General features: G+C 59.8%; 18 protein-coding genes. 7 read left to right on the top strand and 11 right to left on the bottom strand.

All coding sequences use genetic code 11. The features are described 5' to 3' along the window. Positions 1-68: 68 nt before the first annotated feature. The 3 genes from HBO10_RS03830 to HBO10_RS03840 are packed head-to-tail and all read right to left on the bottom strand — an operon-like array spanning position 69 to position 3,005. Positions 69-917 carry an alpha/beta fold hydrolase gene (locus HBO10_RS03830; protein WP_020301177.1) on the bottom strand — a complete coding sequence of 283 codons (849 nt, stop codon included), beginning with the start codon at positions 915-917 and terminating at the stop codon, positions 69-71. Continuing rightward, the gene (locus HBO10_RS03835) at positions 914-2,308 is read right to left on the bottom strand and encodes an aminotransferase class III-fold pyridoxal phosphate-dependent enzyme (protein WP_034126455.1); all 1,395 of its coding nucleotides are present in this window, start codon (positions 2,306-2,308) and stop codon (positions 914-916) included. Before HBO10_RS03835 ends, HBO10_RS03830 begins: the two co-directional genes overlap by 4 nt. Next, on the bottom strand, positions 2,301-3,005 hold the full coding sequence (locus tag HBO10_RS03840; RefSeq protein ID WP_034126454.1) for an MtnX-like HAD-IB family phosphatase: 705 nt from the start codon (positions 3,003-3,005) through the stop codon (positions 2,301-2,303). Before HBO10_RS03840 ends, HBO10_RS03835 begins: the two co-directional genes overlap by 8 nt. Before the next feature lie 241 nt (positions 3,006-3,246). Here HBO10_RS03840 and HBO10_RS03845 point away from each other — a divergent pair, with 241 nt between their 5' ends. After that, a complete protein-coding gene (locus HBO10_RS03845; RefSeq protein ID WP_034126453.1) occupies positions 3,247-4,017 on the top strand; it encodes a MipA/OmpV family protein in 771 nt (256 codons plus the stop codon). Positions 4,018-4,151: 134 nt separating this feature from the next. On the opposite strand, the gene HBO10_RS03850 is transcribed toward HBO10_RS03845, so the two are convergent. The 5 genes from HBO10_RS03850 to HBO10_RS03870 form a co-directional block, all read right to left on the bottom strand. Further along, positions 4,152-4,556, bottom strand: coding sequence for an EamA family transporter (locus HBO10_RS03850; RefSeq protein ID WP_034126452.1), 405 nt, complete (start codon positions 4,554-4,556; stop codon positions 4,152-4,154). Further along, entirely contained in the window at positions 4,553-4,933 is a 381-nt protein-coding gene (locus HBO10_RS03855; protein ID WP_003188930.1) for an EamA family transporter, read from the bottom strand. Before HBO10_RS03855 ends, HBO10_RS03850 begins: the two co-directional genes overlap by 4 nt. Continuing rightward, the gene (locus HBO10_RS03860) at positions 4,930-5,850 is read right to left on the bottom strand and encodes an arginase (RefSeq protein ID WP_034126451.1); all 921 of its coding nucleotides are present in this window, start codon (positions 5,848-5,850) and stop codon (positions 4,930-4,932) included. The genes HBO10_RS03855 and HBO10_RS03860 overlap by 4 nt, the downstream gene beginning before the upstream one ends. Positions 5,851-6,658: 808 nt before the next feature. Continuing rightward, positions 6,659-7,312 carry a DsbA family oxidoreductase gene (locus tag HBO10_RS03865; protein WP_034126450.1) on the bottom strand — a complete coding sequence of 218 codons (654 nt, stop codon included), beginning with the start codon at positions 7,310-7,312 and terminating at the stop codon, positions 6,659-6,661. Positions 7,313-7,369: 57 nt separating this feature from the next. Beyond that, the gene (locus tag HBO10_RS03870) at positions 7,370-8,389 is read right to left on the bottom strand and encodes an alpha/beta hydrolase (protein ID WP_034126527.1); all 1,020 of its coding nucleotides are present in this window, start codon (positions 8,387-8,389) and stop codon (positions 7,370-7,372) included. 182 nt (positions 8,390-8,571) lie between these two features. Here HBO10_RS03870 and metR point away from each other — a divergent pair, with 182 nt between their 5' ends. Then, positions 8,572-9,489, top strand: a complete 918-nt coding sequence (gene metR, locus HBO10_RS03875) for a transcriptional regulator MetR (protein WP_034126449.1) — start codon at positions 8,572-8,574, stop codon at positions 9,487-9,489. A 132-nt stretch (positions 9,490-9,621) separates the two neighbouring features. Here the strand turns inward: metR and HBO10_RS03880 are convergent, their stop codons facing one another. Further along, positions 9,622-10,122: a GNAT family N-acetyltransferase gene (locus tag HBO10_RS03880; RefSeq protein WP_034126448.1), complete on the bottom strand. Its 501-nt coding sequence runs from the start codon at positions 10,120-10,122 to the stop codon at positions 9,622-9,624. Next, a complete protein-coding gene (locus tag HBO10_RS03885) occupies positions 10,119-10,529 on the bottom strand; it encodes an NUDIX domain-containing protein (protein WP_034126447.1) in 411 nt (136 codons plus the stop codon). Before HBO10_RS03885 ends, HBO10_RS03880 begins: the two co-directional genes overlap by 4 nt. A gap of 197 nt (positions 10,530-10,726) precedes the next feature. Here HBO10_RS03885 and HBO10_RS03890 point away from each other — a divergent pair, with 197 nt between their 5' ends. After that, positions 10,727-14,908 carry a hypothetical protein gene (locus tag HBO10_RS03890; protein WP_034126446.1) on the top strand — a complete coding sequence of 1,394 codons (4,182 nt, stop codon included), beginning with the start codon at positions 10,727-10,729 and terminating at the stop codon, positions 14,906-14,908. On the opposite strand, the gene HBO10_RS03895 is transcribed toward HBO10_RS03890, so the two are convergent. Then, on the bottom strand, positions 14,909-16,222 hold the full coding sequence (locus HBO10_RS03895; protein WP_034126445.1) for an HD domain-containing phosphohydrolase: 1,314 nt from the start codon (positions 16,220-16,222) through the stop codon (positions 14,909-14,911). Positions 16,223-16,421: 199 nt separating this feature from the next. Here HBO10_RS03895 and HBO10_RS03900 point away from each other — a divergent pair, with 199 nt between their 5' ends. Genes HBO10_RS03900 through HBO10_RS03915 form a run of 4 tightly spaced genes read left to right on the top strand, consistent with a single transcriptional unit; the run spans position 16,422 to position 22,486 of the window. After that, positions 16,422-18,296 carry a GGDEF and EAL domain-containing protein gene (locus tag HBO10_RS03900; RefSeq protein ID WP_034126444.1) on the top strand — a complete coding sequence of 625 codons (1,875 nt, stop codon included), beginning with the start codon at positions 16,422-16,424 and terminating at the stop codon, positions 18,294-18,296. 34 nt (positions 18,297-18,330) lie between these two features. Further along, the gene (locus HBO10_RS03905; RefSeq protein ID WP_034126443.1) at positions 18,331-19,296 is read left to right on the top strand and encodes a cytochrome c peroxidase; all 966 of its coding nucleotides are present in this window, start codon (positions 18,331-18,333) and stop codon (positions 19,294-19,296) included. Continuing rightward, positions 19,293-21,110 carry a DAHL domain-containing protein gene (locus tag HBO10_RS03910; protein ID WP_034126442.1) on the top strand — a complete coding sequence of 606 codons (1,818 nt, stop codon included), beginning with the start codon at positions 19,293-19,295 and terminating at the stop codon, positions 21,108-21,110. The genes HBO10_RS03905 and HBO10_RS03910 overlap by 4 nt, the downstream gene beginning before the upstream one ends. Then, on the top strand, positions 21,107-22,486 hold the full coding sequence (locus HBO10_RS03915; RefSeq protein WP_034126441.1) for an ATP-binding protein: 1,380 nt from the start codon (positions 21,107-21,109) through the stop codon (positions 22,484-22,486). The genes HBO10_RS03910 and HBO10_RS03915 overlap by 4 nt, the downstream gene beginning before the upstream one ends. The last annotated feature ends 20 nt before the right edge of the window (positions 22,487-22,506 follow it).

The following is a 22,506-nucleotide window of genomic DNA, read 5'->3' on the forward strand; positions in this document are numbered from 1 at the left end:
GGGTGCTTCGCACCCCAGCGCAAGCAAGCTTGCTCGCCACAGCAAGCTCGCTCCTACAAGTAAACTAATCACGCCACACGATTGAGTTGCACTGCGTGCTGCTCGACAAACCTGGCACTCAACTCGATCACCCGCCGGTACTGCAAATCGACGGTGATCATGTGGTAGCAGTTGTCCAACAGGATCTTGGTCACCGGCCCGCCGAGGTGGCGCTCCACGTAATCGGCGTTCCAGCGGCTGGTGATGTCGTCCTCAATGGAGTGCAGCACCAGCGCCGGCACCTTGATCTGGGGCATGCGCTTCTTGACCACGGCGTTCATGCGGTGCAGCTCGCGCACGGTGATGCCTTCCATGGTCAGCAACCCCGCCTCACTGCTCTCGCCTTCCTTCATCTGCCGCTCGACGATGGCCCGCAGGCGCTCGTTCTTGATGCCGTAGGGCGGCTTCTCCTCGAAGCTGCAAATGTGCACGCCGAACGGAATCTTCATCAGCAACGGCGTGAGGAACGCCAGCTTGTTGATGCTCCAGCCGTCGTACTTCAAGGTGGTGGAATACATCAGCAACCCAGCGACTTGCCCAGGATGTTCGGACGCCACATACATCGACATCACCGCGCCCATGGACAAACCGCCGACAAACACCTGCCCGTGGCGTTGCTTGACTTGTACGAAGGTCTTGCGCACGCCTTCGTACCAGTCCTGCCAGCCGGTGGCCTGCAGGTCGCTGTTGTCGCCGCAGTGCCCCGCCAGTGTGGGCACATACACCGTGCAGTTGCCTGCCTTGGCCAGGCCCTTGGCGACCTGGCGCAATTCAGTCGGCGTGCCGGTCAGGCCGTGGATCAACAGGATCCCGACCGGACCATCACCGAGAACGAAACCGGCAGTGCCTTCACCGAGGTCGATCCCTTGAGCATTCACCGCTTGGTCGCTCGCACCAGCAGTTGCTCGAGCAACTTCAGGCCCAGGTCGATTTCCGGGTAGCTGATTTCCAGGGACGGCGCCAGGGTGATCACGTTCTTGTAGTAACCGCCTACGTCGAGGATCAGCCCGAGTTTCTGGCCGTCTACCAGCATGTCGCCTTTCATGCCTTCTTCGACCATGTAGTCCAGGGTCGCTTTGTCCGGGGTGAAGCCATCCGGGCCGCAGATTTCGCAGCGCAGCGCCAGGCCCAGGCCGTCCACATCGCCGATGATGGGGAAGCGTTTTTGCAAGTCTTGCAGGCCTTCCAGGAAGTATTTGCCCTTGGCCATGACCATGGCGCCGTAGTCGACTTCGCTGGTCATCTTGAACATTTCCAGGCCCACCGCGGTACCCAACGGGTTGGAGGCGAAGGTGGAGTGAGTCGAACCTGGCGGGAACACCTTCGGGTTGATCAACTCTTCACGGGCCCAGATACCGCCCAATGGGTTGAGACCATTGGTCAACGCCTTGCCGAACACGATCACGTCCGGCTGTACATCGAAGTGCTCGATCGACCAGAGTTTGCCGGTGCGATAGAAGCCCATCTGGATTTCGTCGGACACCATCAGGATGCCGTGCTGGTCCAGGACGTGCTTGAGCTCGCGGTAGAAATTCATCGGCGGGATCACGTAGCCGCCGGTGCCCTGGATCGGCTCGACATAGAAAGCTGCGTATTCGCACTGGTTGGTCTTAGGGTCCCACACGCCGTTGTATTCGGTCTCGAACAAGCGGGCGAACTGCTGCACGCAATGGCTGCCGTACTCTTCCTTGGTCATGCCCTTCGGGCCACGGAAGTGGTAAGGGAATGGGATGAAATTGGCGCGTTCGCCAAAGTGGCCGTAGCGACGACGATAGCGGAAGCTGGAGGTGATCGACGAGGCGCCGAGGGTGCGCCCGTGGTAGCCGCCTTCGAAGGCGAACATCAAGCTTTTGCCGTTGCTGGCGTTGCGCACCACCTTCAGGGAATCTTCGATGGACTGCGAACCGCCGACGTTGAAGTGCACACGGCCATCGAGGCCGAACTTGTTCTTGGCATCGACCGCGATCATTTCCGACAGCTCGATCTTGCCTTTGTGCAGGTACTGGCTGGCGATTTGCGGCAAGGTGTCGATCTGCTTTTTCAGCGCGTTGTTCAGGCGCGGGTTGGCATAGCCGAAGTTGACGGCCGAGTACCACATCTGCAGGTCGAGGTAGGCCTGGTCTTCGGTGTCCCACACATAGGAGCCTTCGCAGCGGCTGAAAATACGCGGCGGCTCGATGTAGTGAACGGTGTCGCCGTAGGAGCAATACTTGGCTTCTTTATCCAGAAGCACCTGGTCTTCAGCGGTAGCGATACGGATGTCAGACATGATGGAAGAGTTCCTGATTGTCAGAAGAGGTGTTGAAGGTGGTGGCGTTGGCGGCGAGGCCTTGTGGCAGCTTGGCCAGCAACGCCGGCACTTGCGCAAAGCTGTCGAAGCGCGCATGAGGAATCTGGTGGGCGGCGCAGTAGTCGGCGAGGCTGCCCTTGGCGAACACGAAGTCGGCGGTGGAGGCCACGCACATGTCGGACTTGCCGTCGCCGATCACCAGCACGCGCTTGTTGCGCGGCGTGGATTTGCACTTGCAGTTGCCGGCAGCGGCGCGACAGGCATCGCTGGCATACGGGAAGTCGATGCGCCAGCTGTCCTGGTCGACCTGTCGCAGGCGGTTGGCGAGGATCGGCAACAAGGTCACGTAGTTGCGCGAAAGGATGCGGGCAATGCCCTGCTCGATGCCATCGCTGACCACTTCGATGGAAGCACCCAGGCCCATGACGTGATCGACAAAATCCGGGAAGTCCGGGTCGATCTCGACGCTGTCAAAGTACGCCAGCAGTTCAGCCGGGGTGGCCTTGATCAGCGCCAGTTGGCGGCTCAGGCATTCGCGTGAACCGATATGCCCATCCAGCCATTCCTGCTCAATGGTTTCCCACTCGGGGCCGGCGAAGCGTTGGAGGACGTTGTCGATGACATCGGTGGGGGTAATGGTCCCGTCGAAGTCACACACGATATGCCAGTTGATCATCTGCCTTTCCTTTAGGTAAAGGGCCTTGGAGGAGCGCGCTGTATGCGCTTGCCAAGGGATAGAGCAGGGACTGTGCCAACTGGCGAAAACCCCGCAGGGCTGGGGGTTAGGGCGAAATGCGCGGCGATAGGTGTCGCGGGAGCTACAATTTTTGTAGCTTGCTACAAACAACATGAGTGCTTGCGCAGGCGCGTCGGTTTGCGCGTTCATGCGCGCCTGCCCACCTTCAGGAAACGTCCCCATGTCCAAGCTCGCTGCTGCTGTATTCACCGGTTTACTTGGAGGGTGGGGCCTTTGCAGTGCCGCGTGGGCAGAAGGCATCACGGGCGACGTGGGCGCGGGCCTCAGCTATCAGCCCCACGACCCCAGCGGCAGCCGCTACGAAACCCGGCCTGTGCCTTACCTGGACCTGGATTGGGGTGACGTCAGCCTGAGTACCGATGACGGCCTCACCTGGAGCGCCCTGGATACCCACGGCCTTACCGCTGGCCCCTATATCAACTACCTGCCGGGGCGTACTTCCAACGGCGAGTTGCAGGGCCTGCGCAACGTGTCGGACATGGCCGAGGTGGGCGGTTTCGTCCAATACGCCCCGGCCGATTTCTGGCGGGTCTATGCGCAATTGGGCCAGGCCGTGGGCGGCGGGCATTCCCAGAGCGGCGCCCTGGGTAAAATCGGCGGCGAACTGGGTTACCCCGTGGGTGGCGGGATTATCGGCAGCAATAGCCTGGTTGCGCATTTTGCCGACGCGCGGCAGACCAATACCTTCTTCGGCGTGGACAACAACGAAGCCGTCGCTTCAGGCTTGCGGCCCTATAAAGCGAGCGGGGGCTTCCAGAACGTGACGCTGAGCCAAAGCTTCGCCTTCCCCCTGGCGCCCCATTGGTCGCTGCTGACCAGCGCCAGCTGGGTACACCTGGTGGGGTCGGCGGCCAAGAGCAGCATCGTCAAGGAGGCTGGCCATGTGAATCAGGGCCAGGTGCAGACGGCGATCAGCTACACCTTTGACTGAATCACCTGGGAGCAAAATTGTGGGAGCGGGCTTGCTCGCGAAAGCAGTGTGTCAGTCACCCGATACTTCAGTGATCCACCGCATTCGCGAGCACGCCCGCTCCCACAATGGGCCTGTGTTTCATAGCTCTATCTTCAGTGTTCCTCGCCCTCAGCCAACAGTGCGATACCACCGATAATTACCACCACGCCCACCCAATGCAACACGCTGATGTGCTCCCCCAACCCCAGCCAAGAGCCCAGCAGCACCGCCACAAACACCAGCGAACTCAGCGGAAACGCCAGGGACAAACTGCTACGCCGCAGGATCAGCATCCACACAAAAAACGCACCCAGATAGCTGGCAATCGCCGCCAGAATCCCCGGGTTGCGCGCCACGTCCGCCAGCCATTGCCAACTGAAGTCCATCGGCCCCAACTGATCGCCGGCCACCTTGGTGAACAACTGCCCGGCGCTTTCGGTGGCGATCAGCAGTGCCCATAGCACCAGGGTGCCAACACGCCCATGCAGCCAGCCGGTATTGATTGTTTGCGTTGTCATGCCTGATTCCCCGCGATCGCTACCAACATCACACCTAAGGTAATCACCAGCGTGCCCAGCCAACGACGCCGACTGACGGTCTCCTTGAGCACCACCCTGCCTGCCAGTACCACCAGGCAATAGGCCAACGCCGCCAGCGGAAACAGCAGACTCAAGGGCGCACGGGACAGCGCTTCGAGCCACACAAAAAACTCAATCACGTAGGCGCCGACGCCGGCCCACAACAGCGGCGCATTGAACACCTGGCCCCAGAACGCACGCAGGCGAAAACCGCCATCGAGTTGCGGCAAACGGTCCACGCCCAATTTGAAACACAGCTGACCAATCACATCGAGGACGATGGAAAACGCCAGTAACAACACCACGGTCAGGGTCACGGGAACAGTTCCTCAAACAGGTCGATCAAGGCTTCATTGGTTGCCGCATTACGCTGCAAGTCTTGCGGGCTCCAGCGCTCCGGTGGCGGCTGGTCGGACTTGGCTTCCCAGCGCTTGAACGCGTTGCTGAATGCCGGCGTAGCGAACTCACCGCAGACGTCGATCCCAATGATGCGTTTACCCGCCGCCAACGCCCGCAGGGCCTGGAGCAAATGGGTCAGGCGCATGCCGCCCTGGTCCCAGTTGGTGGCGGCGTCTTCACTGGCGAGCACATCTTTGTCGATGGTGATCCAGATCGCCTCGGTGGGCAGGCTGGCAATCATCTGGTCGAGGTAGGCGCCCCAATCCAGGTCCGCCAGGTTGCGCCAGTGCAGGTGGTTTTCCTGTTGCTGGTGGCCGGCGCCGTCCCCCACCCGGCCCCAGACCTTGGACGGCGGATGCTGCCAGGGAAACAGCTGCAAACGCCCGCGCTTGAGGGCGCCAAGGTTGCCGCCGCGCAGTTGCGGGTTATGCAGGTCATCGCTGCACGGGCCGAGGGTGACGATGCGTTGGATCGCTGGCATCTTCAGCGCCCGGTTGACCCACGAACCACAGTGCCGCTTGGGCGCAAAGCGCACCCAGTCTGGGTGGTTGTCAAAGTGAATCAGGCTGACGGGCTCTTTGAGGTCGGCCAAAAACGCTGGCGTAAGGTGGTGATAATCGCCGGAGCCGACAAACAGCATTTCCGGGCGCGCGTCACGGGGCCGTGTCCGTTGGGCCAGGCGCTCGACGAAACGCTTCCAGGTTTTTTCGGTGGACCACAAACGCAATTTCGGGCCCAAGTCCAGCAGGTCCAGGCGCGTGGCCCGACCGCTGGCCAACCGCCGGGCAATCGGTGCCTGGCCGGTGAGGCTGTGGTCAAGGTCAAGAATATTCAAGGTAAGTTTCACCCCTAATGGCAGTGCCCAACCGCAGGCCGGTTGGGCTTTAGGGGGGTAATGCAAGGGATGGGCCAGCGCTTCTCTTAATGCCGACACAGATCAAATGTGGGAGCTGGCTTGCCTGCGATGGCCATAGGTCTTCACACAACTTTGTGAGTTGTAACAGCAGACGCTAACCACGATGCGAAGCGAGTCGCTCTTGCTCTGCTTTTGATCTTAAGCGCCCCGTTAAACCACGCTGGCCGAACGCAGGCTTGAATTCGTGGGTAACCCGGCAGGACGCCGGGTTAGCCGCCCCGCGCCATGGATGGCGCGTGGCGGCGGCCCACGGATTCAAGCCTGTGTTCGGGCACACCGAGCCCAAGCGAGGTGCCGAGTGGTGGGGCAAGAGCCCTTTGGTTACTTTGGGCTGGGCCGGCATTCCGGCTCTTTTCCAAAGTGACCCGCCGTCAGGGCGGAACCCTAAGTGGCCGTTACCGCAGCAATGGATATGTACACGGTCCAACTGTGTCGCCTGTCAGGCCGCCTTCGCGAGCAAGCCCGCTCCCACAGTTTGATCGCGGGGTGTCAGGTAGATAGGCGTTGGCTGGTAGGCCGTCTTCGCAGGCAAGCCAGCTCCCACATTTGGATCGTGGTGTGTCAGTTAGATCAGCGCCGGCTGTCAGTCCGTCACGGGAGCAAGCTCCCTCGCCACAGGTCCAGCGTCACACCAAAGCTGTGTAGATACCTATGCTGCGATGGCAGTGTTTCAGTCAACTCATTTGCAACTGACAGCCAGCTCCCACATTTTGCTGCGTGCTCGGCCTCAGGATTTCGATTCGTTGATGATCTGGCGAATCGCGCCGACGAAGGCTTCCGCCGGTTGCCCACCGCTCACCGCATATTGGTCATTGAAGACAATGGTCGGCACCGAACTCACTCCACGAGAAACCCACAGCTGTTCCTGCTCGCGGACTTCGGCGGCGTATTCATCGCTGGCAAGAATCTCGGCGGCGCGCGCAATGTCCAGCCCTACGCTCTCGGCGATGATCGCCAGGGTCGCGTGGTCGGAAGGGTCCTGGCCATCGCTGAAATACGCCTTGAACAGCGCTTCCTTGAGGTTGTATTGCAAACCTTCCAACCCGGCCCAATGCAACAGGCGGTGCGCGTCGAAGGTGTTGTAGATACGGCTCTGGCCGTCGGTGCGGAACGCAAAGCCCAATGCGGCGCCCATGTCGCGGATACGCGCACGATTAGCCTGGGACTCTTCAGCCGTGGAGCCGTATTTTTCAGTGATGTGCTCGACGATGTTCTGACCGATGGCGGGCATGTTGGGGTTCAGTTCGAACGGCTGGAAATGAATCTCGGCCTGCACTTCGCTGCCGAGCTGGTCGAGGGCTTCGGTCAGGCCACGCAGGCCGATGATGCACCAGGGGCAGGATACGTCGCTGACGAAATCGATTTTCAGGGGAGTACTCATGGTGGGCAACCTCGCGTGCAGTCATGCGTATACATAAGGTTGCACGATACACCACCTTCACAGCACCTTCGAAGGCTCGCTCAAATCGATCTGCGCCCAGTGCGCGGCATCCTGGCGATGGGCTTGCAGGTAGGGCAACACCGCCGCCAGCAAGGGCGCCTTGAACGCTTCCTGAAAACGGTGGGCCAGGCCGGGAATCAATTTCAACTGGCTGCCCTGGATATGCGCGGCCAGATGCACGCCGTGCATCACCGGCAGCAAGGGATCGGCGGTGCCGTGGACGACCAACGCAGGCACGCGCAGTTGGTTGAGCAAGGGCACACGGCTTGGCTCGGCCAGGATTGCCATGATCTGGCGCTTCACGCCTTCGGGGTTGAAGGCGCGGTCATAGGACAGCGCCGCCTGGTGCAGCAACGCCTGGCGATCGTCCTTGATATCCGGGCTGCCCAACGCCGCGAGCAAATCCGCCTGTTGCTCCAGCGCCACCTCACGATTGGGCGCGCTGCGCCGCGAGAGCAATTGCACCAGCGCCGCGTTCGGAGCGGGCAAGCCCTCGGCGCCGGAGCTGGTCATGATCAGGGTCAGGCTTTCCACGCGCTGTGGCGCCATGGCCGCCAGGTGTTGAGCGATCATGCCGCCCATGCTCGCGCCGAGTACGTGAAATTGCTGCACCTGCAGCGCGTCCATCAAGCCCAGGGCGTCGTCGGCCATGTCGGTCAACGTATAAGGCGCAGCCACCGGCAAGCCGAGCTTGTAGCGCAGCACTTCGAAGGTCAGGTTGGCGCTCGCCGGCGCCTGCCGCCAGGTGGACAGGCCGACGTCGCGGTTGTCGTAGCGAATCACCCGAAAGCCTTGTTCGCACAGGGCCACCACCACTTCGTCCGGCCAGTGGATCAACTGCCCGCCCAGGCCCATTACCAGCAGCAACGCAGGGTCGGACGCACGGCCGATACTTTGATAGGCGATGCTCACCTGAGCCAGGTCGACCGTTTGGGTCGGGACATTGACATCACATCGAGACGCCGCAAAAGACGGCAGGCCGAACAGTAGAGCGGCCACTAAAAACAACGCACGCATGAAAAACACCAAAACGCAGAACCCCAGTAGAGCGCGAGTCTGATGAAGTTTGTTCAAGCGCGCTGCCACAGTTCGATGACAGTTTGATGAAGAGCGCCCAGTGGTCATGGTCGACACGCCCCACAACATGAGACAAAATCAAGCATTCCGTTTTCGTCGCAAATTTTCTTCATGGAGCGCCTGTGCTCGAAATCCGTCACTTGAAAACCCTGCACGCCTTGCGCGAAGCCGACAGCCTGGTGGAAGCCGCCGAACGCCTGCACCTGACCCAGTCCGCCCTCTCCCATCAGTTCAAAGAACTGGAAGAGCGCCTGGGCATGCCGCTGTTCGTGCGCAAGACCAAACCGGTGCGCTTCACCAGCGCCGGCCTGCGCCTGCTGCAATTGGCCGACGCCACCCTGCCGTTGTTGCGCGGTGCCGAGCGCGATATTGCGCGGCTGGCCGGGGGTACCGCTGGGCGCTTGCACATGGCGATCGAATGCCACAGTTGTTTCCAGTGGCTGATGCCGACCATCGACCAGTTCCGCGATGCCTGGCCGGAAGTCGAGCTGGACCTGGCCTCGGGCTTTGCCTTCGCGCCGCTGCCGGCCCTGGCCCGTGGCGACCTGGACCTGGTGGTGACCTCCGACCCGCTGGAACTGCCGGGTATCACCTACGTGCCGCTGTTCACCTACGAAGCCATGCTGGCGGTGGCCAACCAGCACGCGCTGGCGAACAAGTCCTACATCGTGCCGGAAGACCTGCAGACAGAAACCCTGATCACCTACCCGGTGGAACGTGACCGCCTGGACATCTTCACCCGCTTCCTGGAACCGGCCGACGTTGAACCGGCCCAGGTGCGGACTTCGGAGCTGACCGTGATGATGATGCAACTGGTGGCCAGCGGCCGTGGGGTGTGCGGTATGCCCCACTGGGCGCTGCATGAATACAGCTCACGCGGGTATGTGAAGGCCAAGCGGTTGGGTGAGAAGGGTTTGTTCGCCACCTTGTATGCGGGCATTCGTGCCGACATGCTGGATGCACCTTATATGCGCGACTTCTTGCTGACGGCCAAGGACACCTCGTTTTCCACCTTGGATGGCGTAAGCGCGGTGCGTTGAGCGGGCTCTGAGTGTGCGGGCGAGTGCCGATCGTTCCCACGCTCTGCGTGGGAATGCCGCCAAGGACGCTCTGCGTCCACGTGGTGACGCGGAGCGTCACGGGATGCGTGCCCACGCAGAGCGTTGGAACGATCAATGGAGCTCGCGCCACATGTGGATCTTGTCGAAGTATTCGACGCCTACCCGCACGGCCAGTGGCTCCAGGCCGTACTGAATGAAACCGCAGCGCTGGTAGAGCGCAAAGGCCGCGTCATTGCCGGCGGTGACGGTCAGCTGGATCAGTTTGAGGCGCGGGTGGCGGCGGGCTTCTTCCAGTGCGGCTTGCACCAGCTGCCGCCCCAGCCCTTGCTGTTGATAAGCCTCGGTCACGTACATGCCGAACAAGGTCACCTTGTGCCGCGCCTTTTCGCGAGGCTCGTAGGCCAGGCCAACGATGCCGGCCAGTCGCTCCCCATCAAAGCCGCCAAACAGGCAATCCAGCGGGCTGTCGAGACGCTTTTCCCACCAGCTCAATGGCATCGAGGCGCGCTCCGCGACACTGGACGTGAACGCTTGCGGATACGCGCCATAGGCCTCGAGCATCAATGCCCGATAGGCTTGCGCATCGTCGGCGTCCAGCGGGCGAATCATCATGCGGTAGCCAGCGAATCACGATAGAACGGCAGGATCAAATCGCGCGTCAATGGCGCCAGATGCAAGTCGCCTTCGCCCATGGGATCGATCCAGCACACCTCTTCAATCTCTGCTGCAGGGGTGACGGCGACGTCGACCTGCACCTTGAACAACTCCGCCTCTACGGTAAAACCCGGTTCGTTGGCCGCGGGTGCCGAGAACTGGCCAAGATAGACGGCTTGGCTCGGATCAACGCGCAGGTTCAGCTCCTCGTGCAACTCACGGACGAGCGCCTCGGCAGGTTGCTCGCCGGCGTCGATTTTGCCGCCCGGTTGCATGAAAGCCAGGGTATCGCGCTTGCGCACAAGCAGGGTTTGACCGTCGCCACGGACCAACAGCGCGGCTGCAATGCGGATAGTCTTGGACATGGAAGGCCCTCTCTGGGATTGAAAAGCGGCCAAGGATCCCACGCGCATTCTGCACACGCAACTCGCGCGTGCAGGGCGATTTTTTCCGACATACATACACCACAGGGTCCAGTTTCGGCCACCCTAAACTCGCAAACTCATATTCAGCAGGGCTCGCTGCACCTCGGTGCGCCGCGCTCTTTTATAAGAGTTTACTCATGCACAATTCATTGCCCACCCTCAAACAATCATCCACTGACGAACCACAACCGCTGCCGGCCGACAGCACGTCAACCCCTACCGTGCAACCGATGACGCTTGCGGTCGTGCCGCCGGCTTCACTTTCTGCCGAAGAACAACTGGCTTACCTCACCCGTGAACTCGACAAACTCAATGCACAGACCTCTGAACTGGTAAGGCGACAGCCGAGTGTCGGCCGCGTGTACCAGCAGCAATTGGCCGAGATGTTTCCCGATGCACATCTGCCCATCAATCCCAACCAGATTTTTTATAGCCGCTATCGCGAAGACCAGGAAGGACAAAAGCACCTGCTGTCCTGCGAACCACTGGGCTCGCTGCTGGCCACCTTACGCGCGCCTGGCGCAGAGTCTTATCTGACCCAGGAGAGCGGCGCCTTCTACCGCGAATGCAACACCCTGGACACCGATAAAATCCTCTCTGCCAATGCCTCGACGACAACCCTGGCCGCCAGGCTGGAAATAGCCATCACGTTGAGCCTGAATACATTCTGGGGGGCTGGCGAGCCCTCCCAAGCCAACACGGAGGAGCAATTGGTCGCACTGCGACGACAAGTGCTAGCCCATCAACTGGCATTGCGCTCGGTGGACGGCACGTTGTCGGCGCATGCACGGACGCTGGCGCAGAACGTGCTCAAGTACCCAAGTGCTGCGGCACGTGAACAGGTGTTTACCGTCGACAACAGGCCCACGGTGTACCGACTGGCCCTGGAGAATGGCGGTGAATTCGCCGGCGCATTCATTCTGACACCCACGGGCACGACGCCTCTGACGGGCAAAGTGATGCTCTATAGCCCAAGCGAGGAGTTTGAGGAGTTTGAAAACCTGGCGCGTTTGAATGACACCGTCGCAGCCCGCATACAAGACGGCGCAGCGCCAGGCAAGCTGTTGATCGCAAGCCTGCCGACAGCCGCTCGTACCGCGCTGAGCGGCTTGCCCGTACTGACGACGGCCCCGTCCCAGATAGACGCTGACGTGATTGCTGACAGTGTCCGTGCATTGCGAGTCAGGCAACATTTCTCCGTTCGCGAAGCCTTGCGCAGGGAGACGTTGCCCTCCACAGGCGAGCTCGACCTGGCCGCAGACCTGACGCCACAGTGGGATGTCGCTAATGCTTTTATGGTGCGCAATCTACGCCTGTTGACGGCCGAACCCGCATGGTTGAAAACCGCCGGCGAGCAAGACCAAGCTCGGTACAGGCAACTGGAACAAGAACTGATCGACAGCAATGAGGAACTCACACCTCATCTTGAGAGAATCTTGACACTGGAAGCGTTCTCCCAACAGGAGACCGACAAGGTGCTGAAAAAACAGAAACCTGTGTATGCCAACGTTGATATTGACCCTTATAGAAGCCTGGTTCATCTGCGCGTCACAACGTCCTCCCGGTCGGCCGAAATGACGGGGTATCGTAACGAGGAAGCCACCATTGTCTACATCAGCGAAGACCGCAAGATCAATATCCCGCAGTGCCTGCCAGGCAAAAAACTGACGTGGGGCACCTGGCGTACCCAAACCGTGGTGGATCTGCGCACACTGGGAAGTTATACCCAACGTAATGTCGACCCATGGTCGGTGCATGGCATACATAGAACGATCAATGCCACCGCCAACATTATTGACACAGCCGGCAACCCTCACGGAAAACTTGGCAACGATGATTTGCGCGCACTCGCAACAGAAGCTGACATTGGCCAAAAATACGATACGTATCTGCGGTCAACCTTCTCGCAGAGCAGTGGGACAAGCAGCTTCGCTACAGTCTGGCAGCGCGCCAACGCGGCAAAAATGAATAAGGACGCGCTTGAGAACCGTCTCAACCCTGACGTAGCCAAACTGTTTACATTCCAGACGCCAGGCAGTGGGTTTGACTGGATAAAAGCCGTCACTGAACACCCTGATTCAACCACCCGCCCCCGAGTCAGCGAATTCGAGATAGAGGTCAACCTACTGGTATTGGGCGCCGCGCAAGAGAGGGGCCAAGGCGGGCAGGTCATGCATCGTGTCCTGGTCATTCATCGAAAAGGCACCAAGCCTGACGGGGTCAGTGTGCTGTATACCCCGGATGCACCAGATGGCGTTGCCTTCCGGGAGCTGACCAAGGGGCTGGTGGAGCTGGACACGCTGAAAGCAAAACCGGAATGGCAGACCTATTTCACTTCCCAGATGGCCACTAAGGATACGAAAGAGATCACACGGATCTTCAACGATACGCGCAGTGTGTACCGCTATACCTTGACGCCGATAACCGGCAATTTCCACGCATACCTGTATTCGGCGCAACTGGGTTTTCAACTCGCGCACGCCGACTACCGTTCACGGAGCAATGCGCAAATTTTCCGCGAATCGACGGTAAACGCCTTTATGTTCGGGGTGGAAACTGCCGATTTTCTGCTCGGGTTGATACCCGGCAAAACCGCCCTGTCGTTTTTGCGCCGAGCTATCAACCGCGGATTAGGCGTGGCCAAGCAGCTGGGGCGGCGCATTCCGGGGCTGGCCAGTAAAGTCGGTACGGACAGGAGCACCGCCATTGTACTGACGGGTGCCTCCCTCCGCCCGTTGGAACCCGCCTGGGTCAATGTGATGCCATATCGGTTGCCTGAGCAAATAGAGCCGTTCTTTGACGTAGTGGAGTTTGCCGACACCCACCGATACAGACTGTCGCGCCAGTCGGGCCGCGCACCGTGTTTTTTTGATAAACACAATAACCAGTTCATCGCGATGCGCGACCCAACAGGCCGCTATCACCTGTATCAGTCCTATGTAGAAGACGGCGCACGCTATGTAAAAGACCCGGCAGGTCACCACGTGGACTTTATGGTCGTACCGGGAGACGCAAAGAGCTGGAAGCCCCGTTTCGAACGAGACGCTGTGGGCGGAGGTTCCGTTCTGGGTGCCCTGCGTCCTCTCACCCCTGAACAGCAAGTGGATGCGGACCTGATCGCGGCGATGCGGCTTTTTGCAACAGAAGGGGAAATGCGGGATTTCGTGCGCGTCATAGAACAAACCGACGCTTCCCTGAAGCTCGATTTGATCACTCGCGCCCGACAACAGCTTGGCACCCTGGATGAAGCTGAATTTCGCCGCTGGATGTCGAACTCGAAAAGCTTGAGCCGAGTCAATCAAGAGAGATTACGTAGTTCCCTGTTAAACCTGCGGCTCGAACTGGCCACGGTTGAACATATACACCTGTCGACACAACATTTTGCGCAACCCCTGTCTGCGCGGGACAAGGAAGAACTGTTTAAAAAAGTCAAAAGGCTCATAGGCAAAAACGAGAACCTCGACAAACAAATCAGAACATCGATTGCCGTTGCCGACCCCGATACTGGCGCACAATTTGTCGGGTACGCCATCACCCAAAAACACCAGCATGCGATGAATAAATTCGCAGCAAAATATGAACTTTATACTTGGCGGGATGCTGCACTGAAAGTGTTTGCATACAAGCCCGAACACCTCGTACGTATTAATCAACTCGCCTCAGATCTCGGAATTACACGCCAGGAAGCGATACGTCGATTCTTATTGCTGCCTGAGACAAAAAGCACCCTGGATGCCTTCATGACGGAGACCTTCAAGGCCAAACTCGCCAAGCTTCAAGTCACCTCCTTTTCAGAGGATTTCAAAAAATCCGGTATTCCCTATATCGCCCTATCCCGAGGCCAGCATGGGGCAGATACTGGCGTAGCGATGGTAGACAGTAGAGACGTCACAGCATTCGAAAAAGCCCTGCCCAAGTTTGCAACGCCTCTGGAGTTCGAAGTCGCCCGCGTTCAAACCCATAGAGTTGAAAGGCCAGCGCCGGCGCTGCCTGTCGGGCCGGAAGTCGTGCCCACTCGCGATCCGCACATCAACATCGTGAAGCTGGATGAACTGGCGAAAACCCAGAAAAAACTCCTGCCCACCCCCGCCACCGCCAAACTTGAGGAGATCACCCAGGATATCCAAGCCGGTCGCCTCAGCCGCAAGCGAATAGGCAACTTCACCTATGTCGATCTCCCCCAGGTGCAGCCCGGCACAGGCCGTGGTCTTTGGCGCGTGGCAATTGAACAAAACGGCAAAGAAGGTGGCAAAGATGTCTACATCATCAGGGGTATCTTTGATTACCACGCCAGCAAGCACGTAGCCTGGGGCGTATAACTACAGGAGGGGCGGCACCTCGTCCGGCGCCCTGATAAACACACTGTACTTGGCGCCCTCCATCGCCTCGAACGCGATCAGCTTGTCCACCAGTGGCAAGTTCAGCACCTTGCCGGCATTGAGCAATAACATGCCGTTGTCGGCATTGAGGTTGCGCGCCAGCACCATGCCGGCTTCCAGCTCACGGGTGGAGAGGACTTTTACCGTCGGATCACCCAGGGTCACATCGCTGAGGAAGGTCGCGCAGGCTTGCACGAAATCTTCCACCAACGCCGGGTCATACAGGCGCCCGGCGTACTTGCGGATATACAACAGCGCCTCGTCGCTGTTGAGGTGCCGCTCCAGGATCAGGCCTTTCTGCAATTCGATAAAGTCCACCGCCAGCTTCAGCAGCCGTGAACCGGGCGGGATCGCATCGCCCTTGAGGTGGTCGGGAAATCCCGTGCCGTCCCAACGTTCCTGGTGATGACGAATGATCCGCGCCGCGTCCTTCATCGGCTCAAGGGTCATCAGCAGCGACTCGCTCTGCCCCGGATACTCACGGTACAAGCCGCGGTCGGTGCTATGCAGTTTGTCCGACGGTGCAACCATCATGCTGTCGGTCCAGCTCAACTTGCCGATGTTGTACAACGCGGCGGCCATGGTCAGGTCACGGGTGCTGGATTCGTCCATGGACTGGGCGGCGCAATACACCCGGATCAACTCGATCAACGCACGGTTGGTCTGTTTGTCCTTGGGCAAGCGCAGGTTGGCCAGCAGCGAAAACACTTCGGTCCCGGTCACGTAGCTGCGCTTGAGCTCATCGTAGGCCAGGTCGAGCATGTCGGCGGTTTGTTGCAACTCGGCGGTACGCGCCGCCACGCGTTTTTCCAGGGTGGCGTTGAGTAGCTTGAGCTGTTCGGTCTGGTCTCGGGCCAGGCGTTCAAGGCGTTGGTGCTCGAGGGTTTGCTGCAACACCAGTTGCAACTCTTCGTCGTTCCAGGGTTTGCTGATGTAGCGGTGGATCTGCCCGTCGTTGATCGCCTTGATGATGGTGGTCAGGTCTGCGTAACCGGTGAGCAGGATGCGGCTGGTGGCGGGGTACAGGCGGTGGACCTCGGCCAGCAGCGTGGCGCCGTCCATGCCGGGCATGCGCGCATCGCTCATCACCAGATCGATAGGCCGGGTCGCCATGATCTCCAGCGCCTGGGCGCCGCTGGTGGCCAATACCACGTCATAGGGCTGGCCGCGCAACAGGCGGCGCAGGCTGTTAAGGATCGACTCTTCATCGTCGACCAGCAAAACAGCGGACTTCGTAGCGAGTTGTTCATCCATGGCGACTCTGCCTTCAAATTAAACGAAGTTAGGCTAAATTGAATCCGCGCAATACAAAGCGCGATTGATTTGACGCCAACTGGCCGTCGATATCAAGGGAACTCAACTATGCTGCACTGCATGCTCGCGCCCCGTTCAGTTGTAGAACCAGGGAAGGAATTGTCATGCCATCAAGCCTTTTGCACGTGCCGAATGCGCCATGAGGACGGAATCGGGCAGGGTAAACCGGCGCATCCTGATCGTGGATGACACGGCTTCGATCCACCAGGATTTTCGCAAGATCCTCTGTGCCGACGAGCATGGCGAGCCCTCCCTCGACACCCTGGAGTCCACCCTCTTCGGCACCACCGCGCCGGCGCGCCAGGCGTTTGACCTGGATTCGGCCTATCAGGGCCAGGAAGCCTTGGCGCTGGTCAAAAAAGCCCTCGACGCCCATTCGCCGTACGCCATGGTGTTTATCGACATGCGCATGCCCCCAGGCTGGGACGGCCTGCACACCATCGAACAGTTGTGGGAGGCGGACCCCAACCTGCAAATCGCGCTCTGCACGGCCTATTCCGACTACTCCTTCGAGGCAATCGAAGCGCGCCTGAAATACAACGACCAACTGCTGATCCTGAAAAAGCCCTTCGACCACCTGGAAATCCGCCAGATGGCCAGCGCCCTGACCTGGAAATGGCAACTGGCCCAGGACGCGGCCCTCAAAGTGATCAGCCTGGAGCGCACCATCGAGGAACGCGTGCAGGAGCTGCTCAAGGTCTCGCACTTATTGCAATACGACGCCCTGACGGAGTTACCCAACAGCACGTTGCTGGGCGACCGCCTGACCCAGGCGATCGCCTTGGGCCGCAGGCACGACACGCAACTGGCGGTGATGTTTCTGGGGCTCGACCGCTTCAAGCGCATCAACAACGCCCTGGGCTATCCGGCCGGCGACGAGGTGCTTGCACAGGTCAGCCTGAGCCTGGTGGCGGCGGTGCGGGCGTCGGATTCGGTGTTTCGTTATGGCTCTGACGAGTTCGTGGTGCTGCTTAACGATATCCAGCATCCCCAGCAAACCCAGCACATTGCGCAAAAGGTACTCAATGCTGTCAGCGCGACTCGCCATGTCGCGGGGCATGACCTGAGTGTGAGCGCCAGCCTGGGCATCAGTATTTACCCCGATGACAGCGACAATGCCGTGGGTTTGCTCAAGCACGCTGAAACCGCGATGCGCACCAGCAAAGAACGCGGCCCGGGGGATTTCAGCTTTTACACCGAAGACATGAACCTGCGCGCCCAGCATCAGCAAAACCTGGAAAGCGCGATCCGCCAGGCGCTGGACCGCGATGAATTTGTGCTGCATTACCAACCCAAGCTGGCGCTGGAGTCCGGGCGCATCGTCGGTGCGGAAGCGCTGACCCGCTGGTTTCGACCGCAGTCGGGTTGGGTCAGCCCGGCGGAGTTCATTCCGGTCGCCGAAGACAGCGGCCTGATCGTGCGCCTGACTCAGTGGGTACTGCGCCAAGCCTGCGCACAAGCCCAAGCCTGGCGTGAGATGGGCCTGGCGCCCCTGCGCATGTCGGTGAACATTTCGGCAATCGACTTTCGCCAACGGGACTTCGTCGACAACCTGGCCGCCATCCTGAAAGAAACAGGCCTGCCGCCCACCCAACTGGAACTGGAAATCACCGAAAGCGTGCTGATGCAGAACGTCGACGAAACCGTGGAAACCCTGCAAAAGATCAAGGCCATGGGCATCCGCCTGGCCCTGGACGATTTCGGCACCGGCTACTCCAGCCTCAGCTACCTGCGGCGCTTTCCCATCGACGTGCTGAAGATCGACCAATCCTTCGTGCGCGGCCTGCGCATCAATAGCCAGGACGAACAACTGATCAGCGCTATCATCGGCATGGGCAAGAGCCTGGAGCTGAACATCATTGCCGAAGGTGTGGAAACCGTCGACCAATTGAATTTCCTCAAAGCCCAGCGGTGTGAGGAGGGCCAGGGCTTTCTGTTCAGCAAGGCGCTGCCTTCGAAAGATTTTGTGCAGCTGCTGCAAACGGATAGCGCGACACTGATGCCGGATCAATAAAATAAATAGCCCTGGGCCTGCAAGGAGTGCTCGCTTGAGCAATGTCGTAAACCACCGTTCCGGCCTGATGTTCGCGTTATGCCTGAGCACCGCATCGCTGTCAGCCGCACCGCTGGACGAAGCGCTCAAGCCCTTGCCGGCGGTTCCAGTACTGGACCCGGCCAAGGTTGAGTTGGGTCGCCAGTTGTTCAATGAGCCGCGCTTGTCGGTCAACAACACCTTGTCCTGCGCGAGCTGTCACCAACTGACCAGCGGCGGCGCCGACAACAAGCCATTCTCCATTGGCTTTGACGGCAAACCGGTGCAGATCAATACCCCTTCCGTATTCAATGCCAGCCTGAACTTCAAACAGTTCTGGAACGGTCGGGTGGACACGCTGCAGGCCCAGGTCGAGCAGGTGGTGATCAGCCCGGTGGAAATGGGCAGTGACTGGAATACCGTGGTGCGCAACCTGTCCGCCCTGCCCGCCTACCAGAACGCGTTCAAACAGGCCTATCCCGATGGCGTCACCGCTTCCAATGTGCAAAACGCCCTGGCCACCTACGAGCGTACGCTGCTGACACCCAATTCGCGGTTTGACCAATACTTGCTGGGCAACACCGATATCCTGACCCGCCAGGAAAAATACGGCTACCAACGCTTCAAGGATTACGGCTGCATTGCCTGTCACCAGGGCGTGAACATTGGCGGCAATATGTTCCAGAAATTCGGCGTGATGGGCGATTACTTCAAGGCCCGCGGCAACCCGCTGGAATCGGACCTGGGGCGCTACCTGCTGACCCAGGATGAAGAAGACCGCCATGTGTTCAAGGTGCCCAGCCTGCGCAATGTGGCCGTCACGGCGCCGTACTTCCACGACGCCTCGGCCAAGACCCTTGAAGAGGCGGTTGACGTGATGTTCAAGTACCAGTTGGGGCGCAACCCGTCCCAGGAAGACAAGGACCTGATTATCCAGTTTCTCAAGACCCTGACCGGCGAATGGGCGGGCAAGCCGTTATGAGACCCTTGTCACGCCGACGCACCAGCCAAATCCTGCTAGGCCTCATCACCCTGTTCCTGGCCTCCACCCTGGTGTTTTTGTACCTCAAGTCTTCACGCGACCAGACAGCCACTTATACCCAGTCGCGCGACTTGATCCGCCAACTCCAGCAGCTCAATGCTCAGTGGGACAGCGAAGTACTCAAGGCCCGCATCGCGATCACCCACAACTACGACCCACTGGTCACACCGCTGACCGAAATGACCCGTATCGGCGCTGAACTGGAAAGCCGCGACACCTACCACAGCGCTGCCGACCTGCCCGGTTGGCAAGCCAGCCATGCGGCGTACCTGACGGCCATCGAGGAAAAAGCCCGGCTCGTCGACCAGTTCAAATCCCACAACGCAGTGCTGCGTAACTCATTGGCTTTTTTGCCGACGGCCGAAGACGACATCCAGGCCCAATTCAACAGCATGACCGACGAAGGCCGCCTGCAACTGCAAAGCGTGGCCACCGACACTTACGACCTGCTGCTCAGCAGCCTGGAGTTCGCCCAAGTCACCAGCGACGAACGTGCCGCCGATATCCTGGTGGGCCTGGGCAAGCTGGCCATCAACCAACAGAGCCTGCCCAGCGAGTTCCAGGCACCGGTGGAGATCCTCAGCAATCATATTTCGCTGATCCTGCGCGAACAGCCACTGGTCAACAGCCTGCTCGAGCGGATTGCCGCCGTGCCGGTGGCCGAACACCTCGATGACCTGACCACTCACCTCAATCAGGACCAGCAGGCTACGGACCTCATCGATCATCAGTACCATCGCTACCTGCTGATCTTCTCGACCTTGCTGGTGGTGCTGCTGCTTTACCTGGCGGTGCGCCTGTTGCGCAGTTTCGCCGAGATCAACCGCGTCAACCGAGCGTTGCAGGCCGCCAACGAAACCCTGGAACAACGGGTGGAGCGGCGCACGCAACAGCTCAAGGATGCCCAGAGCGAGCTGATGAACAGCGCCCGCCAGGCCGGCATGGCGGAGATCGCCACCAACGTGCTGCACAACGTCGGCAACGTGCTCAACAGTGTGAACATCTCTGCCGACCTGGTCAGCCGCAAGCTGCGCAGCAGCAAGGCACTCGGCCTGGGCAAGGCCATGCAACTGATCAACGCTCACCAAGGCGACCTGGGCACCTTCCTTACCGAGGATGAAAAGGGCAAGTTGCTGCCGGGCTATCTGAACCAGTTGGTCGAAGCGATTGCCATCGAACAGCAAGGCATGAGCGATGAGCTGGCGCAGTTGAGCAAAAGCGTGGACCACATCAAGGACATCGTCTCGACCCAGCAATCCTATGCGGGTGCGTCTACCTTGCTGGAGCCGGTCAATATCAGCGCCTTGATGGACGACGCCCTGCGCATGAACGCCGGCGCGCTGAGCCGTCACCATGTCACTGTTGTGAAGGCGTACGCCCCGGTGCCGGAGATCTTGGCGGACAAGCACAGGTTATTGCTGATCATGGTCAACCTGATCAGCAACGCCAAATACGCCATGGACAAACTGTCTGAGCGGCCACGGCAAATCACCCTGGCGGTGGAATCGGTAGGCGACGAGACCCTGAAGATCAGTGTGAAGGACGATGGCGAAGGCATACCGCCCGAGAACATGGCACGCATCTTCACCCACGGTTTTACCACCCGCAAGGAGGGCCACGGTTTCGGCCTGCACAGCTGCGCCCTGGCCGCCGTGGAAATGAACGGCCAGCTCAGCGCCCACAGCGACGGGCCGGGCCTTGGCGCCGTCTTCACCTTGACCATCCCCATGACCCTTGCCGGAAGCAGCTCATGAACCAACCTCCCAACCGGCGCATCCTGCTGATCGATGACACACCGTCCATTCATGAGGATTTTCGCAAGATCCTGATGCCCGACGAAGCCTCAACCGAAGCGCTGGATGAGATGGAGTCGGCACTGTTTGGCGACACCGCCAAACCTCAAATCCAGGCATTCGAACTGCACGGCGCGTATGGCGGCGAGGAAGGCCTGGGCTTGCTGACCAGCGCCATGGCGCAACAGCGCCCCTATGCCTTGGCCTTCGTTGACATGCGCATGCCCCAGGGCTGGGACGGCGCCAAGACCATTGAAGAACTGTGGAAAGTCGCCCCCGACCTGCAAGTGGTGGTGTGCACCGCCTACTCGGACTATTCCTGGGATGACCTGTTGTTTCGCCTGCACGCCCACGACCGCCTGCTGATCCTGAAAAAGCCGTTCGACAACATAGAAGTCCAGCAAATGGCCAACACCCTGGCCAACAAATGGGACATGGCGCGCCGCGCCTCCTTGCAAACCTCGCAGCTGGAGCGGTTGGTGGAAGAGCGCACCCAAGCGCTGCAACTGGAAATTGAAGAGCGCAAGCACCTGGAAAGCCAACTGGTGCAGTCGGAAAAACTCGCCTCGCTGGGGCAACTCGCGGCCGGCGTCGCCCATGAGATCAACAACCCCGTGGGCTTTATTTCCTCCAACCTCAGCACCCTCGACAGTTACTTCAAGCAGCTGCAACAGATGCTCGATGCCTACCAGCGCAGCGAAGCGCACATCGGGGCGCCAGAACATCGCGAACCGCTCATGGCATTGCGCAACGAGCTGGACCTGGATTTTCTCAAGGACGACATTCCGATCCTGATCCGCGAATCCAAGGAAGGCATCGGCCGCGTGGTGCAGATCGTCAAGGACCTGAAGAACTTTTCACGGGTGGATAACGACCAGACCTGGCAATTCGCGAACCTGCAGCAAGGCATCGATTCGACGCTGAACATCGTCGCCAGCGAACTCAAGTACAAGGCCGATGTGGTCAAGCACTACACGCCGCTGCCAGAAATCGAGTGCCTGGCTTCGCAACTCAACCAGGTGGTGATGAACCTGGTGATCAACGCCGCACAAGCCATGGGCCCTGAGCGCGGCACCATCACCATCAGCAACGGGGTGGACGGCGAGAACGTGTGGCTGGAAGTCGCAGACAACGGCTGTGGGATTGCCCCCGACACCGTGCAGAAGATCTTCGACCCGTTCTTCACCACCAAGCCTGTGGGCGAAGGTACCGGGTTGGGTTTGTCGTTGTCCTACGGGATCGTCAAGAAACACCGTGGCGATATCAGCGTCAGCAGTGAGGTGGGCAAGGGTACGAAGTTTCGGGTAGTGCTGCCGATTCGGCAGACGGCGGCGTAGGGCACGCCGCCGAATCATGC

Source organism: Pseudomonas sp. WS 5503 (assembly GCF_012985385.1).
Taxonomy (GTDB): domain Bacteria; phylum Pseudomonadota; class Gammaproteobacteria; order Pseudomonadales; family Pseudomonadaceae; genus Aquipseudomonas; species Aquipseudomonas paracarnis.